Consider the following 16,888-nt stretch of genomic DNA (forward strand, 5'->3'; position numbering starts at 1 on the left):
CAGCGGATGCCCCGGCCGATGGCGCATCCCGAGGCCTGGCCGGCCCTGCTGGCCCGGACCCTGTCGAAGAGCACACTGTGGTGCCTGTCGACATTGTCGGCCCCGGGGAAGAATGGCTGCCCGTTAACGGGCGCCGGTGTAGACCCGTTGGCGCCCGCCGGTATGGCTGAACACCCACTGCCATAACTGAAGATCCCGGGCCTGGAACGCCCCTGCGCAGGCATTCAGGTAATAGCGCCACATGCGGAAGAAACGGTCACTGTAACGCCGGGAAAGTTGTGGCCAGGCACTGACAAAATTGCGATCCCAGGCGCGCAGCGTGCGGGCGTAATCGGCACCAAAATTATGCAGGTCTTCAGCCACAAACCAGGGTTCGGCGGTACGGCTGATCTGGGCGCAGGACGGCAGTTCGCCGTTGGGGAAAATGTATTTGTCGATCCAGGGGTCGTGGTGGTGGCTGCTCACATTGCTGCCGATGGTGTGTAGCAACATCAGGCCTTTTGGCCGTAACCGCTGGGCGCAACTTGCCATGAAGACGGAGTAATTGCGTCGGCCCACGTGCTCGAACATGCCCACCGATACCACCCGATCGAATTGCCCCTGCAAGGTGCGGTAATCCTGCAGGCGAATATCCACGTCATGTTTAGCGCAGCGTTGTGTCGCAAGGGCTGCCTGTTCTTTGGACAGGGTAATGCCCACACCGCGCACGCCGTAGTGACGGTTGGCATGTTCCAGCAGGCCGCCCCAGCCGCAGCCGATATCCAGCAGTGTCATGCCGGGCTGCAATTCCAGCTTGCGGCAGATCAGGTCCAGTTTGTTTCGCTGCGCCTGAGCCAGGGTGTCGGCCTGCTGCCAGTAACCGCAGCTGTAGCTCATGGTCGGGTCGAGCATGGCCTCGAACAGGCTGTTGTCCAGGTCGTAATGCTGCAGGGCCACATCCTTGGCGCGATGCAGATTCTGCCGATTAAACAGACACTGGCCGATCCATTGCAGGCCCCGTTGTAGCAGGTTCTGGCTGATGCCGTTGGCGCCGTGGCGCAGCAGTCGCCGGAACAGTTCATCCAGTGCGTCGCAGTCCCACCAGCCATCCATGTATGACTCGCCCAGGCCCAGTGAGCGTTGCAGGGCAATGCGGGTGAGCGTGCGAGGGTGGTGGATCTGCATGTCCCAGGGGCGGGAGCCGTTGATGCGGATATCGGCGCTATCCAGCACGTCGTGAACCCGGCCGGCCAGGCCGGTGTGCTGATGCGAGGGCAGAGAATCGGGGTGATGCAGGCCAGACATAACGCCTCCTTTCGTCGCTAGCGATGATGGCGGAGTCGGTTCTGGGCGACAGCTCGGCTGCCCGTTCGGTGTTGCCTGTGTCGGTTATAACACGCTGTTGCGCGCGCAAACGCGGATAACCGCACAGTCCCTATTGTTCTCCTGTGTGTGGCCACCGGCAAGAGGGGTATCCGGCCTGCGGGTTATTCCCAGCCGGCGAGAACCAGCTTTCCGATGGTGCCGCCTGACTCCAGCCGCCGGTGGGCTTCTTTCAGGTTGGCGGCATTGATGGTGCCGAGCCCCTCGCTGACGGTGCTCTGGATTTTGCCCTGATCCACCAGTGCGCTGAGCTGGCTGAGGATGTCGCCCTGGCGCTGCATGTCCGTGGCGAACATGGCGCGGGTGAACATGAATTCCCAGCTGAAGCGGGCGCTTTTGGCTTTCAGGGGGTTCAGATCCAGCGGAGCGCGCGCATCGACAATGGCACAGATGCCGCCGAACGGGGCCACGGCCTGGCAGGCCGTGGCCCAGTAGTCGTCCAGGTTCTGGGTGATGAAGATGCCATCAATCTGTGGGCAGCCGATGGCCTCAAGCTGCGGCAGTAATGGTTTGCGGTAGTCCACAATGTGATGGGCGCCCAGGCTTTGGCACCAGTTGGCAGAGGTTTCCCGGCCCGCGGTGGTAATGACTTTGAGGCCGAAGTGGTGGGTCGCCAGCTGGATGGCGATGGAGCCCACGCCACCGGCACCGCCGATCACCAGCACATTTTTTCCTTCGCATTGGCCGGGCTGAAAACCAAGCTGATCTTCCAGGGCTTCCCATGCAGTGAGCGCGGTGAGCGGCAGGGCGGCGGCTTCCTGCATGCCCAGGCTGTCCGGTTTTTTTGCCACCAGGCGCTCGTCAACGCACTGGTGTTGCGCGTTGCTGCCCTGGCGCTGCACGGCGCCGGCATACCAGACCCGGTCGCCGGCTTTGAAGTTTTCCACTTCCGCACCCACCGCTTCCACCACGCCGGCGGCATCAAACCCCAGCACCCGGTAACCGGGCTGCTCCAGGGGGCGCTGGCGCAGTTTGGTGTCAATGGGATTGACGGAGACGGCCTGCACGGCGACCAGCAGATCCCGCGGACCGGGAGAGGGCAGGTCGAGCTGGATATCCTCCAGGGCGTGAACATCTTCGATAGCTCTGGGTTGATTGAATCCAATCGCTTTCATTTCGGTTCCCTCGCGGATCGCTAACGTATTCTCACAAGTGTTGCGTGCAACGGTTTGGCACACTTGGCTGGGCAGACTATGCCACAGTATGGCTTTATCGTCTGGCAGCAGGTCATCGCCAGCGCTTCGGGACAGCAAAAGGGAGAGCACAATGAAGTTTGAAGAATACCGTCAGTTTGATGCCATTGGCCTTGCCGATCTGGTGGCGCGGGGGGAGGTCACGGCGGCGGAGCTGCTGGAACTGGCGATTGCCCGTGCCGACGCGGTGAATCCGCAATTGAATGGTTTGATTATTCCGTTGTACGACATGGCACGAGAACAGGCCACGGGGCCCCTGAGTGGGCCGCTGGCGGGTGTGCCCATGCTGGTGAAAGATCTGTTTCAGGAAATTGGCGGTGCGCCCAACTATCAGGGTAATAAAGCGCGCAAGGCCAGTGATGTTCATGCACAACGAGACTCCACCCTGGTGGCACGCTGGAAGCAGGGCGGGCTGGTCCCGTTCGGTCGTACTAATACGCCGGAGTTTGGCGCCAAGGGGATTACCGAGCCGGATTCGTTCGGGCCGGCGCGCAACCCCTGGAACCCGGACCATACTCCCGGTGGTTCTTCCGGAGGCTCGGCAGCCATGGTCGCAGCCGGTGTGGTCCCCGTGGCTGGCGCCAACGATGGTGGCGGCAGTATTCGAATTCCCGCTGCCTGTTGTGGCTTGTTCGGCCTCAAGCCGGGCCGTGGGCGCACCCCCTGGGGGCCGGAATTTACTGAGGCCATGCACGGGATAGCGGTCAATCATGTGCTGACCCGTAGCGTCCGAGACAGCGCATTACTGCTGGATATTGCCCAGGGCGACGAGCGCGGTAGCCTGTTTCAGATTGCCCCGCCAAAGCAGGCTTACGCGTTGGCTGCTGCCAGTCGGCCTGGCAAGTTACGCATCGGTTTTTCCACCCGCTCGCCGCTGGGTACCGATGTGGATCCGGAAGCGATCCGGGCGGTGGAGAAAACCGTGGCGTTGTTGCGGGACCTGGGCCACGAAGTGGTCGAGGCCGAGCCGCAGATGGACGCCAAACAGATGTGCATGGACTGGCTGTCGGTCTGGTTTGGTCAGTGTGCAGCCGAAGTGGATGAGGTCAAGGCCATTACCGGTTGCGGTGATGAGGGCTTCGAGTTGGATACCCTGGCCATTGCCGCTTTTGGTCGCGCCACCCCGGCCCATGAATACGTGAAATGCCAGACCCGCTGGCAGCAGTACATGATTGCCATGGATACCTTTCTGGAGAAGTACGATTTCTGGCTCACCCCCGCCCTGGCCATGCCCCCTGCGGGTATCGGTGCCATGGCGACGCCGCCGTGGCAGCAGGCCGCACTGAAGATGTTGCTCAAGGTGGGCGGGGAAAAGCTGCTGATGAAAACCGGCATGATCGAACAGATGGCCATGGAGAATTTCAAATATATGCCCTTTACCCAGTTCGCCAACGTGACCGGGGTGCCGGCCATGTCCGTGCCCTTGCATTGGTGCCAGAACGGCCTGCCGTTGGGTTCACAATTTGTTGGTGGTCACGGAGATGAGGGCAAGCTGCTGGCGCTGGCGGCACAGTTGGAAGCCGCGGCGCCCTGGTTTGATAAGGTGCCAATGTAATGTCTTTTCGGGGCGTATCTTAAGGTGCGCCCTCCTTTTCGTGCTTATCCGCAATATCGCGTTTCCGGTTTTTGTCGGGCAAAGAGGCGCCGTATACAAAATATGCCGTTAAGTTTTCTTTGTGCCGTTGTGACTTCACTAGCGTAGCGGGCCTTACAAATCTTACATAATGAACGCTGTTCGCGTTTGATAACAATTATCGTTTAATAAATACTCCTTGCCGCTTTGATTTGTGTCGTAACGCAAGGGGTAGAGGATGAAACGGTCTTTTGGGGTGCCAGTTTTAGCTGGGGTAATGGCGAACGGGTTGGTTATGCCGGTGATCGCGGAAGAACAACCGGGCCATGAGCTTGGCGAGGTCAAGGTGATTTCCGCTGCGGGGTACGAGCAGAAAATTACTGATGCGCCGGCCAGTATTTCGGTGATTTCCCGCGAGCAATTAGAGCAAAAGCGGGTTAGCAGTTTGGCTGAGGCGCTGGATGACGTGGAGGGTATCGACGTTAGAGGCAACACGGGTAAATCCGGTGGCCTCAACATTAGCATGCGCGGTATGCCCTCGGAATATACGCTGATCCTGATCGATGGCCGCCGTCAGAATACGGCGGGCAACATCGCGCCCAACGGTTTTGGCGAATTCAATACCAGTTTTATTCCTCCTGTTTCTGCTATTGAACGAATTGAAGTGATTCGTGGCCCCATGTCCACACTGTATGGCTCAGATGCCATGGGTGGGGTGATCAATATCATTACGCGCCGGGTGGGTAAAAAATGGGGCGGCACCATTTCCCAGGATTATACCTTGCAGGAAGAGGATGAATTTGGCGATTCCGCCAGTACGTCTCTCTACTTGAGTGGTCCGCTGGTTGAGGATGCTCTGGGCTTGACGGTTCGCGGCAGTACTTACAGACGGCGGGGCTCAGAGCTGGAGCCTACTGGCGACGCGGATAGCACAACGGCATCTCTCAACTCTCGAGGCCAGAGCCTGGTGGATGCAAAAGTGCAGAGCATTGGTGCCCGCCTGGATTTTATTTCTGTTGAAAATCATGATTTTTGGCTGGATGCAGATGTTGCCCAGCAGACCTACGACAACGGCTCGCCCTCAAATCGTAAATTAAGTAGTAATGACTCGGCGACCAATTGGCGTGGTTACGATGATGAGCTTGAGTTCAAGCGTGAACAGATCGCTATTGGTCATGATGGTGAGCTGGGGTTTGGTCGGGTGGAATCCAGCTTGATGCGTAATTATACCGAGACAGTAGGCCGTACCATTCCGGGTAATCCAACGGCGCCCTTTGATCCTGTTACCGGTGGTAATTCCGGTATCCCGGGAAAAAATGTCATGGATCCCCGTGAGCTTGAAACCACCAATTATGTATTCGATACCAAGCTGATGGCCCCGGTAGGGGACAATCATTACGCCACGCTGGGTGCGCAATGGTGGAAAGCGGAGATGACCGATGGCATCGCTACGGAAGATTTCGAGCAGACCACCTGGTCCGTTTTTGCTGAAGACGAATGGCAAATCCTGGAGAGCCTGGCGCTAACCCTGGGCGTTCGTCACGATGACCATGAAGCATTCGGTGGTCATACCAGTCCGCGAGCCTATGCGGTTTGGAGTGCGACGCCAAACTGGACGGTGAAAGGCGGTGTCTCTGCAGGATATAAAACCCCAAGGGTGGATCAGCTGCACGATGGGGTTGTGGGCGTTTCCGGGCAGGGCACGATTCTCACCATTGGTAGCCCCGATCTGGAACCTGAAACCAGCCTTAGCAAAGAAGTAGGGTTGTACTATCAAGGGAGCCAGGGACTGTCTGCGAACGCTACGGTTTTCCGTAATGATTTTGATGACAAGATTGCGTCTGGTCCTTCCATTCCAAACTGTGAATACCCGACAAACCCGAATTTACCCGGTTGTATCTCCTTTGGTTCCGGTTTCCAACAGGAAGATTTCGGTCAGTCGATCAACCTGGATGAAGCGATCACGGAAGGTCTGGAATTGGCAGCGACCTTCCCGCTAGCGCCGCGCTGGTCGCTTAGCATGAACTACACTTATACCGACAGTGAAGTGAAGGAGAATGGGGTAAGCAATGGCAAGCTGGCGGATACGCCGCGCCATATGGCCCATGCCAAATTAAACTGGCATAGCACTGATCGCCTGAACCTGTGGCTGAAAGCGGATTACCGCGGTGAGAGCCGTCGCTTTGATGGCCGCACCAGTGATCTGACAGGCCAGGATCTGGCGATCTATGAGGCGGTTGGGGATCTTAAAGCGTATGAGCTGTTCAGTTTGGGCGGCAGCTACAAGATGAATGACCATCTGACACTGAGTGCTACGGTGGAAAATTTGGCGAACAAGGATTTCCGTAGCTTCAAGGCATATGAATATAGTGGGTCTACAGAGTATGCCAGCGAATATAGCCACTTCAGCCGCTCGACCAAGGGGGCAGTACTGGAAGGTCGGCGTTTGTGGCTTTCAGCAAATGTGACTTTCTGATTATTGGTAAATCTTCAGATTGGGAAAAAGGCCGCTGTAATCAGCGGCCTTTTTTATTTTGCATGTTGGCATAGAGCCGTTGGAATAGAGGCGGCAAGACTTGGAGCTCTTGCGGCCGTTAGCGTTAACAGCATGGCGGTGTGGCTCGCCATGCTGTTTTACTATCGGGAGAGCGTTTCTGTGATGTGAAAATGCCCACGATGTGGCAACCGCGTTACAGTCTTGCTGCCGCCTGCGCTGCTGGAGAGCGCGCCAGGTAGTCCAGAGCCTGTTGGGTGTCACCTTCATTGATCGGATGAAAGCGTGGTGAAATCCAGCGCAGGGTCGCGTTGAACAAAAAGCTAAAGGTGGGCACGTTGTGGGTTTTCTGGCCGACCTGCTGAAGTTGCATCAGCAGTTGAGGGATCAGTTTTCGTGCTAATTTGCGGGCTTCTTTATCCGGGTCCTGGCCTGCCAGGCTGCGACCGCCTTCAGCGATGAAATAGATGAACAGCGGGAATACCAGAGCCATCAATGCCTGGCGGCTGACGTAAAAACCCAGTTGGGTCTTACACAGGTGTTCAAACAGGTCGTAGGCAACAGTGCGGTGTTCTACTTCTTCGGCCAAATGCCATTTGAAAAGATCGACCATGGTGGCGTCGCCGTTTTGTTCCCAGCTTTCGTTATCCATGGCCCATTGCCCAAGCACACCGGTGAAGTGTTCGATGGCGGCGATGATGCCTACCCGCAATACCAGCCAGTGTTTTTTCAGTGGCTGGCGCTGCAGCAATGTTAAACCGAAAGGCGCGTCAGCCAAGGCAGTCCCAAACAGCCATTCTACTTTGCTCAGGAATGGCTCAACGCTCAGGCCGTGGCGTTCCAGGTAGATCTGGGCTTTGCTGTGAGCGCGAGAGTGCACTGCTTCCTGACGAATAAATCCTTCTACATCTGCCCGTAGTTGCTCGTCTTTAACGAAAGGCAAAGCCTGGTTGTAGACCCGGCAGAACCACAGTTCACCTTCCGGTAGCAGTAAGTGAATACCGTTGATGATATGGGTTGAAAACGGATCATCGCGCAGCCAGTGCAGCGGTGTTTCGTCAAAATCGAATTGCACCCGGCGGGCTTTAATTTGATGGCGAACAGCGTCATTCATGGTGTCCGATCTCCGTCAGGGGGTAAGGTCAATGCGCGCCACGCGGCGTGACAGGGCGGGGGCGAACCGGCTAAGCAGTCGGGTGCTCCAGGCTTCGGCACCGACCAGTGACAGGGCCGGGTTATTCAGCACGGCTTTGATAATGGCGTCTGCTACATCGTCCGGCGAAAAATTTCTGCGCTTGTAGAGCGCATCGGCTTTCGCGCGCTTCTCGGCCTGTTCTTCTTCGCTAACCCCCGCATAGACTGTGGCACTGGCAATGCCGGTGGCGACAAAGCCGGGGCAGATGGCGGTAACACCAATATCGTGTTCGGCCAGTTCTGCACGCAGGCATTCGCTGAGCATGTGCACGGCCGCTTTGCTGGTGGAATAGGCGGCCAGTTTCCGGTTGGGTGCAAAGGCGGCGGCTGAGGCGACGTTGATGATGTGGCCGTGACGATGACCATCGATCATTTGCTGCGCGAACAAACGTGAGCCGTGAATCACGCCCCACAGGTTCACTTTAAGCAGGCGGTCCCATTCCTTGACGCTGGTGTCCAGCACGCCGCCGGCCATACCAATACCGGCGTTATTGATAACGATGTCGGCGCCGCCGATTTCTTTGCTCACCCAATTGGCCAGCCGCTGCATGGCCTGGGCCGAGCCCACATCGACTTTACGGGCCCAGGCCGCAGCGCCTAATTCCCGTGCTTGGGCGGCAGTGTCTTCGGCACTGTCTTCATCGATGTCTACACAGACTAGGTCTGCGCCTTCGGCGGCAAAACGCAGGGCGGCGGCGCGGCCGATACCGGAGCCAGCACCGGTGATCACCGCTGTCTTACCATTCAGGGGCAGTCCACTGCGCGCCGGGCGTACACGGGCGTGTTGCAGGGCGCCGCTCATGGTGCCTTTCTCTACACCGCTGACAAATTCGTCGATCCAGCTGGCGATTTTTTCCGGATGGCTCAGTGGTACCCAGTGGTTGGCATTGATATCCCGGCGATACAGTTCGTCCACCCACTGATGCAGGTTCTCGAATAGCTGCGTGCCGACATAATTATCGCGGGTCGGCACGATCAGTTGTACCGGGCAGCCCGCGTAGCGTTTTTCCGGATTGATCAGCTTGTGTCTGAAGTTGGCGCGATACAGTTGCACGCCAAATTTGCCGTCTTTGCCCTGGGTGGGGTTGGCCTCCGGTTCGCTGACGCTCTCACGGCGTTTCAGGTACTGCGGCCAGAGTTTGTCCAGGCCGCCTTGCCAGGCACTGGGGGCCAACACAGGCAGGTGAAAGAAGCCGATGTACCAGGAGCTGAGCGCCTGCTTGAAGACTTTCGCTTTGGCGGAAGCAGACAGATTCAGGGTGTGCTCGCGCATCCAGTGCCCCATGTGATCCAGGCAGGGGCCAGAAATAGTGGTGTAAGACAGGATGCGGGATTTCAGCGGTTCGCTGGTGACTGACTCCCAGCTTTGAATGGAGCCCCAATCATGGCCGACCAGGTGAAAACCTCGCTCAGGGATAAGAGTGTCCACTACGGCCTGGAGATCTGCGGACAGCAGGTGCATGCGGTAGGCCGATTGCGCCTTCGGTGCTTCGGAGGCGCCAGCGCCACGCACGTCATAGCGGATAACGAAGTACTTTTTTGCCAGCTGCTCGGCCACGGGTTGCCAAACGCTGTGGTTATCCGGGTAGCCATGTACCAGTACCACGGGGACTTTTTTCGGGTCACCGAGGGTGTAGGCCTTGAGAGAAACCCCATGGCTGTGAACGGTGGTGGTCATATTGGCTCCTGCAACATGGCGACGGGCATCTGGACGACGTCAAGTTTTGAATGTATCAGTGCTCAATGTAACGGTCAATGTGCAGATTGTGGCACGAAATACCGGGGGGGCAGTCCCGCCGGTCAAGGAAAGCATTCGGAGCGAGGGCGCTGCAGAAGGGGAGGGGGGAACGAGAAACGGCGGCCCGAAGGCCGCCGTCAACAAGGTCGGAGCGGGGATCAGCGAATTAGTTGCTGATCGTTGCGCTCGGGCTGTTAGTGGTGACGCTGCCTTTTACGGAGTGCACTTCTTTCACGTCCACTACGCTGCGACCGTCGTCGTGGTCCACTTCACCGGTAAAGGAGAGCTGGGTACCGGCTTTCAGCGGACGGTCAGCTGTCAGGTCTTCGTCGAGCTCAATTTCGAACTGCCCTTTCGTGTCACGGAGCAGATAACGCTCGTCGCCCAGTGCCTGAACGACTTCACCGTCCATGCGCACTTCAGTGCCTTCCTTGATGCCCTGAGTGATGGCGGCGCTGTCGGTGGTAATGGTGTCGCCTGCGGTAACGGTGGCGGTGGCGCCGAGCAGTACAGATGCAAGAATCAATTTTTTCATGAGTCATCCTCCTTGGTTGATGTCTCAGGAGGTTAGTGGGGCGATGGGGGCGGGTCGTTCCTGATGTTTGTAAAAGCTCGGTTAAAGCCGGGCAGAAGCGGTGTTTTTTGCGATCTGTCTCACAGGTTCAGCACAGAGAATCGGTACGAGGGCACCCATGGATAGGCGCCTATCAGGGATGGCTATTGAAGGTGTTCCAGAACAAGCAGGGCTGGGCGGCGGTTTTTTCCAGATCGAGAAAGGCCGCAAATGCCTTGCCGGTATAGGTATTTTCCAGGCGCAGGCCACTGCGTGCGGCAGCATTCACGGCCTGGGTACTGGCGGCAGTGGGGTGGCCGTAACCGGTGCCCAGGTAATCGTCATGCCATTGCAGGAAGCCGGTATCGAATTGTTCCCAGGGCAGCTCCAGTTGTTGCCAGCATTGCCGGGCCATGCGAATGACCAGCCGGGCATTGCAGACCGAGAACGGGCCGAGATGATCCTGGGCTACCTGCACGGCATGAATGCGGGCATTGAGGCCGCTGAGCTGGTTGCCCACCAGCAGCCCGGCCACGGTGGCGCCGGACCCGGCGGCGACCACGATGTCGGCGGGGGCCGGGCAGAAGCTGTCGTTGATTTGCTGCTTGAGTTCCAGCATGGCGTTGGCATAGCCAAGGGTGGCCACCGGGTTGGAGCAGCCTGCATAGAGAAAGTAGTGGTCGCGGCGCAGCCGCCCCGGGTGCAGGTACCAGCCCAGGGCGGCCCGTAGCAGGCTGTTGCGGTCGTGCAGCTGGGCGCCGGCCTGTTGCATGCGCTGGCGGTTGTGCTGTACCACCGGAGAATCCGGTTGGGGGAAGGTGAAGATGTCACAGTTCAGCTGTTCTTGCTGACATAGCAGCGCGGTGGCCAGGCCCGCGTTGGTACCGGTGGCGCCCAGGGTCACAACATTTTTTATCGACCGTTGCCGGATTTCGCCCAACACCCACTCCAGTTTGCGCAGTTTGTTGCCGCCGTAAGGGTGGGCGCTGATGTCATCACGTTTGACCCAGCTCAGGGGGCTCTGCCCGGGAAGCGGCTCCACCGGTGTGGGCAGGTCGCACAGTGCAACGGGGGCCAGGCTGGCGAGATGGGGGAACTGGGTGAGTAGCGGCCAGCGCATCAGGCGCCGTTGCCCTGGGGTAGCGGCGGCCACCAATCGACAAGGGCGCGGTTGTCCCATACCGCCAGGTCACCAAACTGCAGCAACACGAATTCACTCTGCGTCGGCCGGAAGAACAGTTGGTCGTCTACCTGCAGGGCGGTGTCCGGGCTGCCGTTGTACATCATTTGGTTGGTGCTCACGCCGTACACGGGGTTGGCTTGAATCCCCGGCGGGGACACCGGCTCGGCTTTCCAGTAACCACCGTAGATAAAGTAGGTGCGTCGGCGGTTGCTGTCCCAGCCTTGCCAGAGTTCGCCCAGCGGTAACGGGCCGGGCAAAGCCAGGCCATCCAGCTGCTTGAGCACCGGGGCGGCAATAAAGGCAGCGGGCTGGAAGTCTTCCAGTAGCGGCAGGTCGAAGTCGCTGGCCTTGACCAGGCAGGAACCGGCACTGAGTTCGTTAACCACGGTGGTGTCGTCGTAGAGTGCTACCGTGGGGCTGCCGGCGCCGTTAAAGCACAATGTTTGTTGCTGGTAGGCAGGGTTCAGTTGATACAGCCTGTCGATATAGCGCTGGTAGAGGGCTTCGGTTTCCCGGTGGCCCTCTTCTGCACTCTGGATAAAACCGGGCAATTTCCCCACGTGGGCATCGTAGCCCATGAAACCACTGAAGCGCAGGTGATCAGGGTGAGCCTCAATCAGCGCGATGATGTCGTCCAGTTGCTGCGGGTCGGTGAGCCCGCCCCGGTGCAGGCCGACATCGATTTCAATATTGATATTGAGTTGCCGGTTTTGCTCGCGGGCCAGGGTCAGGTATTGCTCAAGGCGAGCGAGCGAATCAATCAGCCACTGCAGTTGTTGATCAGGTTTGAAAGGGTGTGTCTCGCCCAGCTCGGTATAGAAACGACGGGCCGCCTGGATGGGCATGGGTTTGCCCAGCAGCAAGTCCACGCCGGGCTCGGCATCGACCAGGGCATTCATGAACGGTTGGTGGAAGACCATCACCCGTTGGCTGCCGGTGTGGGTCATGACTTCCTGGATCAGCGGTACGCTGGGCAGGGACTTTGCCACGATGCGTAGTTGGCAGTGGCTGGGCAGCATCCTTGTCAGGGTCCGGCAGTTGCCAATCAGACGCTGGCGGTCGATGAGCATCAGCGGCCGACCGGGGCCGTGTTGCTTCAGGGTATCGTTCAGCGACTGGAAGTAAGCATTATGGGCCGCACCACGATTGTCCGGTCGCAGCCACCAGCCACCCACGGCAAGCGCGCCTGCGCCGAAGAGAAAATGACGTCGTTTCATAAGCAATAACCGATCAATCGTGTGTCTGCCGCAAAGGCTCGGGATGATGCCTCCCCGGCACGGTCGACTCTCACCCTATAAAAACAGGCGTTTCAGATGCGGATTCAGCATCCGCCCCTGTGGATCCAGTTCTTTGCGCACGGCCTGGAAACGGTCAAAGGCCGGGTACAGTTCCGCCAGTTCCCTGCGTCCCAGGTTGTGAATCTTGCCCCAGTGGGGGCGGCCGGCGTAGCGGCGCAGGATGGGCTCTACCACGTCGAAAAGCGGCTGGTAGTCCTGCTCGAAGTATTGGTGTATCGACAGGCTGGCGCCGGCTTGCTGATGGAACATGGATAGCAGATTGTCGTCGGCCGCGACGTAACGGAATTCAATGGGAAAGAACACGTTGATGTCATGCTGGCGAATGGCGGCGCAGACTTCTTCCAGGCAGGCGATGCCCTGTTCCGCTGGCACCGTGTATTCCATTTCGTTGAAACGCACGGTGCGGTGGTTGGCAAAGACTTTGTTGGCCGGGCCCACATAACGGCTGTCTTCCACAAAGAGGGTGGACAGTTTCTGCAGGGTCGGTGTTAGCCAGCCGGCCTGCATGGCCAGCTTGGAGACCATTTCCAACAGCTCGTTGTCGTCGGCACGGGTAGGGCTGTCCTGGGTGTCACTGGTGATCTCCATGGTCTTGACGATGGCCTGATCGCCCAGTGGGAAGGCGAAGAATTCGATGTGGCGGAAGTTGTCTTTTTCCTTCTCCACAAAATCCATGGCGTCGCGAAGCGGCAGGGTCCAGGTGTGTTCTTCCAGCCGGTAGGCGGGATCGTGCCGAAAACCGATTTCGGTGACGACACCCAGGGCACCCACGTTGCAGCAGGCGGCAAGAAAATGATCGCCATCGGCGGCTGTCAGTTCCAGCGGTTCACCGTCTGGGGTAATCAGGCGCAGAGACTCGATTTGGCCGGACATGCTTTGCAGCCCCAGCCCGGTGCCATGGGTGCTGGTGGCAATGGCGCCGGCCAGGGATTGCAGGTTGATGTCCGGTTCGTTGGTAAAACTGTAGCCCTGTTCGTGGGCCATGGCACTGGCCATGGCTAGCCGGGTGCCGCCGCCGTAGCGAAAGATGTTGCCGTCAGTGCCGCGCAGTCCGGCCATGGGTTCCAGGGAAATCAGCGTGTCGTCGGTGGGCACGATGCCACTGAAAGAGTGGCTGCCACCGAAGGCGCGCAGGGTGCCGGTGCTGTTGCGAATGGTGTCGCGCACCACGTTTTCATCGGTGGCGTACACCAGTTGCCGAGGGGTGGCGCTCTGGTTACCGGACCAGTTTTGCCAGGCGGGAGCGTTACCTGTGCTGGCGAGTAGCTGGGCGGGACTCATTGAGCCCAGGGCTCCGGTGGCGGCCAGGGATTTCAGGAAAGCACGGCGGTTGAGTGACGAAAAAGCGGACATGGGCGACCTTGTTATCTTTGTTTTGTACGATCGTACCACATTTGTGTTTGGGCGCCACTGCTGTGATGTGATGCGGCGCCCACCCCGGGGATTATTCCGGGGTATCGATACCCAGTGATGACCACATTTCATCGACCCGGGTTTTGACAGCCGGGTCCATGCTGATGGCGCGGCCCCATTCGCGGGTGGTTTCACCGGCCCATTTGCTGGTGGCATCCATGCCCATCTTGGAGCCCAGCCCGGCCACTGGAGAAGCAAAGTCCAGATAGTCGATGGGGGTGTTTTCGATCATCACGGTATCGCGGGCCGGATCCATGCGGGTGGTCATGGCCCAGATCACATCTTTCCAGTCACGGGCATTTACATCGTCATCGCAGACGATCACGAATTTGGTGTACATGAATTGCCGCAGAAAAGACCACACGCCCATCATTACGCGCTTGGCGTGGCCGGGATACTGTTTCTTCATGGTCACCACCGCCATGCGGTAGGAGCAGCCTTCCGGGGGCAGGTAAAAATCCACGATTTCCGGAAACTGTTTTTTCAGGATCGGCACGAAAATTTCGTTCATGGCCACGCCCAGCACGGCGGGTTCATCCGGCGGTCGGCCGGTGTAGGTGCTGTGGTAAATCGGGTCACGACGATGGGTGATGCGTTCCACGGTGAATACCGGGAAACGTTCCACTTCGTTGTAGTAACCAGTGTGGTCGCCAAAGGGGCCCTCGTCAGCCATGTCATCCGGATAGAGATAGCCTTCCAGGACAAACTCGGCACTGGCGGGTACTTGCAGGTCATTGCCGATGCATTTCACCAGCTCGGTCTTGGAGCCCCGCAGCAAACCGGCAAAGGCGTATTCGCTCAGGGTATCCGGCACCGGGGTGACGGCGCCGAGAATGGTGGCCGGGTCGGCGCCCAGTGCCACGCTCACCGGGAACGGTTCGCCGGGGTGTTGCTGCTGCCATTCCTGGAAATCCAGCGCGCCGCCGCGGTGGCTAAGCCAGCGCATGATCAGCTTGTTGCGGCCAATCAGTTGCTGGCGGTAAATCCCCAGGTTCTGGCGTTCCTTGTTGGGGCCGCGGGTGATGACCAACGGCCAGGTCACCAGTGGCCCGGCATCATCGGGCCAGCAGGTCTGGATGGGTAACTTGTACAGGTCCACTTCGTCGCCTTCCAATACCTTTTCCTGGCAGGGGCCGGAATTGGACACCTTGGGGCTCATGCTCAGGACTTTGCGAAACACCGGCAGTTTTTCCCAGGCGTCGCGAAAGCCCTTGGGCGGTTCCGGTTCCTTGAGAAAGGCCAGCAGTTCGCCCAGCTCACGCAGCTCTGCCACCGAGTCGCGCCCCATGCCCAGCGCCACCCGTCGTTCGGTACCGAACAGGTTACCCAGTACCGGGGTGCCGAACCCCACCGGGTTTTCAAACAGCAGGGCGGGCCCGCCGGCGCGCAGGGTGCGGTCGCAGATTTCCGTCATTTCCAGGTTTGGGTCCACCGGCACCGTGATGCGCTTAAGCTCGCCGAGTTGCTCTAGCTGGGAAATGAAGTCTCGAAGATCGCGGTATTTCATAGGGAGGAATCAGTTGATAGTGGACAGTTGATAGTTGACAGCGAAAAAACAAAAAAAGAAACCCCGCCGAAGCGGGGTTTTGCGTGTTGCCTGAAGCATGCAGCCTGAAGCGCCTCTTACTTGCGCTTCATGGAATCGAAGAATTCCAGGTTGGTTTTGGTCTGCTTCATGCGGTCGATGAGGAATTCCATGGCGCCGATTTCATCCATGGGGTGCAGCACCTTGCGCAGGATCCACATCTTCTGCAGTTCATCTTCGCTCACCAGACGCTCTTCGCGGCGGGTGCCGGACTTGCGGATATTCATGGCCGGGAACACGCGCTTCTCTGCTACCTTGCGGTCCAGATGCAGTTCCATGTTGCCGGTGCCTTTGAATTCCTCGTAGATCACTTCGTCCATTTTGGAGCCGGTGTCGACCAGGGCGGTGGCGAGGATGGTCAGGCTGCCGCCTTCCTCGATGTTCCGCGCGGCGCCGAAGAAGCGCTTGGGTTTTTCCAGGGCGTGGGCGTCAACACCACCGGTGAGCACCTTGCCGGAGCTGGGTTGCACGGTGTTATAGGCTCGCGCCAGACGGGTGATGGAATCGAGCAGAATCACCACGTCCTGTTTGTGCTCGACCAGTCGCTTGGCTTTCTCGATCACCATCTCGGCCACCTGAACGTGACGGGCCGGCGGCTCGTCAAAGGTGGACGCGACCACTTCACCGCGCACGGTCCGTGACATTTCGGTCACTTCTTCCGGGCGCTCGTCGATGAGTAGAACGATCATGTGGGTTTCGGGATTGTTGCGGGCAATGGACTGGGCGACGCTTTGCAGCAGCATGGTCTTGCCGGCTTTCGGCGGGGCGACGATGAGGCCGCGCTGCCCTTTACCGATCGGTGCGACCAGGTCGATCACCCGGGTGGTGATGTCCTCGGTTGAACCGTTGCCGATCTCCATGACCAGGCGCTGGGTCGGGAATAGTGGGGTCAGGTTCTCGAACAGGATCTTGTTCTTGGCGTTTTCCGGGCGGTCAAAGTTGATTTCGTTGACCTTGAGCATGGCGAAGTAGCGCTCGCCATCCTTGGGGGGCCGGATTTTACCGGCGATGGTGTCACCGGTACGCAGGTTGAAGCGACGGATCTGGCTGGGAGAGACGTAAATGTCGTCCGGGCCGGCCAGGTAAGAGCCTTCAGCGGAACGAAGGAAACCGAAACCATCCTGCAGAATTTCCAGCACACCATCGCCGTAAATGTCGGAGCCATTCTTGGCGGCGCGCTTGAGGATGGAAAAGATAACGTCTTGTTTGCGGGTTCTTGCCAGGTTCTCGAGGCCGAGTTCCTTGGCAATGTCCAGAAGTTCTCCAATCGGCTTCTGCTTCAGTTCAGAAAGATTCATTGGC

12 protein-coding genes are annotated in these 16,888 nt (G+C 58.7%); 2 read left to right on the forward strand and 10 right to left on the reverse strand.

The window, feature by feature from the left end:
• Positions 1–123 precede the first annotated feature (123 nt).
• Positions 124–1,284: a cyclopropane fatty acyl phospholipid synthase gene (gene cfa, locus CL546_RS11690; RefSeq protein WP_290495160.1), complete on the reverse strand. Its 1,161-nt coding sequence runs from the start codon at positions 1,282–1,284 to the stop codon at positions 124–126.
• A gap of 182 nt (positions 1,285–1,466) precedes the next feature.
• Positions 1,467–2,477 carry a zinc-binding alcohol dehydrogenase family protein gene (locus CL546_RS11695; RefSeq protein ID WP_290495162.1) on the reverse strand — a complete coding sequence of 337 codons (1,011 nt, stop codon included), beginning with the start codon at positions 2,475–2,477 and terminating at the stop codon, positions 1,467–1,469.
• Positions 2,478–2,628: 151 nt separating this feature from the next.
• Here CL546_RS11695 and CL546_RS11700 point away from each other — a divergent pair, with 151 nt between their 5' ends.
• Both CL546_RS11700 and CL546_RS11705 read left to right on the forward strand, forming a co-directional pair.
• Positions 2,629–4,110: an amidase gene (locus CL546_RS11700; protein ID WP_290495164.1), complete on the forward strand. Its 1,482-nt coding sequence runs from the start codon at positions 2,629–2,631 to the stop codon at positions 4,108–4,110.
• A gap of 295 nt (positions 4,111–4,405) precedes the next feature.
• Positions 4,406–6,604, forward strand: a complete 2,199-nt coding sequence (locus tag CL546_RS11705; protein WP_290495166.1) for a TonB-dependent receptor domain-containing protein — start codon at positions 4,406–4,408, stop codon at positions 6,602–6,604.
• A 214-nt stretch (positions 6,605–6,818) separates the two neighbouring features.
• Here CL546_RS11705 and CL546_RS11710 read toward each other — a convergent pair whose 3' ends face one another.
• The 8 genes from CL546_RS11710 to rho all read right to left on the reverse strand — a co-directional run bounded on the left by CL546_RS11710 (position 6,819) and on the right by rho (position 16,884).
• Positions 6,819–7,736, reverse strand: a complete 918-nt coding sequence (locus CL546_RS11710; RefSeq protein ID WP_290495168.1) for a metal-dependent hydrolase — start codon at positions 7,734–7,736, stop codon at positions 6,819–6,821.
• Between the two features lie 15 nt (positions 7,737–7,751).
• Positions 7,752–9,494, reverse strand: a complete 1,743-nt coding sequence (locus CL546_RS11715) for an SDR family oxidoreductase (protein ID WP_290495171.1) — start codon at positions 9,492–9,494, stop codon at positions 7,752–7,754.
• 226 nt (positions 9,495–9,720) lie between these two features.
• Positions 9,721–10,089: a NirD/YgiW/YdeI family stress tolerance protein gene (locus CL546_RS11720; RefSeq protein WP_290495173.1), complete on the reverse strand. Its 369-nt coding sequence runs from the start codon at positions 10,087–10,089 to the stop codon at positions 9,721–9,723.
• Positions 10,090–10,261: 172 nt separating this feature from the next.
• Positions 10,262–11,227 (reverse strand): 1-aminocyclopropane-1-carboxylate deaminase/D-cysteine desulfhydrase, encoded by a 966-nt coding sequence (locus CL546_RS11725; protein ID WP_290495175.1) that lies wholly within the window; start codon positions 11,225–11,227, stop codon positions 10,262–10,264.
• Positions 11,227–12,507 carry an alanine racemase gene (locus CL546_RS11730; RefSeq protein WP_290495177.1) on the reverse strand — a complete coding sequence of 427 codons (1,281 nt, stop codon included), beginning with the start codon at positions 12,505–12,507 and terminating at the stop codon, positions 11,227–11,229. Before CL546_RS11730 ends, CL546_RS11725 begins: the two co-directional genes overlap by 1 nt.
• Before the next feature lie 75 nt (positions 12,508–12,582).
• Positions 12,583–13,941, reverse strand: a complete 1,359-nt coding sequence (locus CL546_RS11735; RefSeq protein WP_290495179.1) for a D-arabinono-1,4-lactone oxidase — start codon at positions 13,939–13,941, stop codon at positions 12,583–12,585.
• 91 nt (positions 13,942–14,032) lie between these two features.
• Positions 14,033–15,508, reverse strand: a complete 1,476-nt coding sequence (gene ubiD, locus CL546_RS11740; protein WP_007150632.1) for a 4-hydroxy-3-polyprenylbenzoate decarboxylase — start codon at positions 15,506–15,508, stop codon at positions 14,033–14,035.
• A gap of 116 nt (positions 15,509–15,624) precedes the next feature.
• Positions 15,625–16,884, reverse strand: coding sequence for a transcription termination factor Rho (rho, locus tag CL546_RS11745; protein WP_007151393.1), 1,260 nt, complete (start codon positions 16,882–16,884; stop codon positions 15,625–15,627).
• Positions 16,885–16,888 lie beyond the last annotated feature (4 nt).

This window comes from Alcanivorax sp., from assembly GCF_002726155.1.
Lineage (GTDB): Bacteria > Pseudomonadota > Gammaproteobacteria > Pseudomonadales > Alcanivoracaceae > Alcanivorax.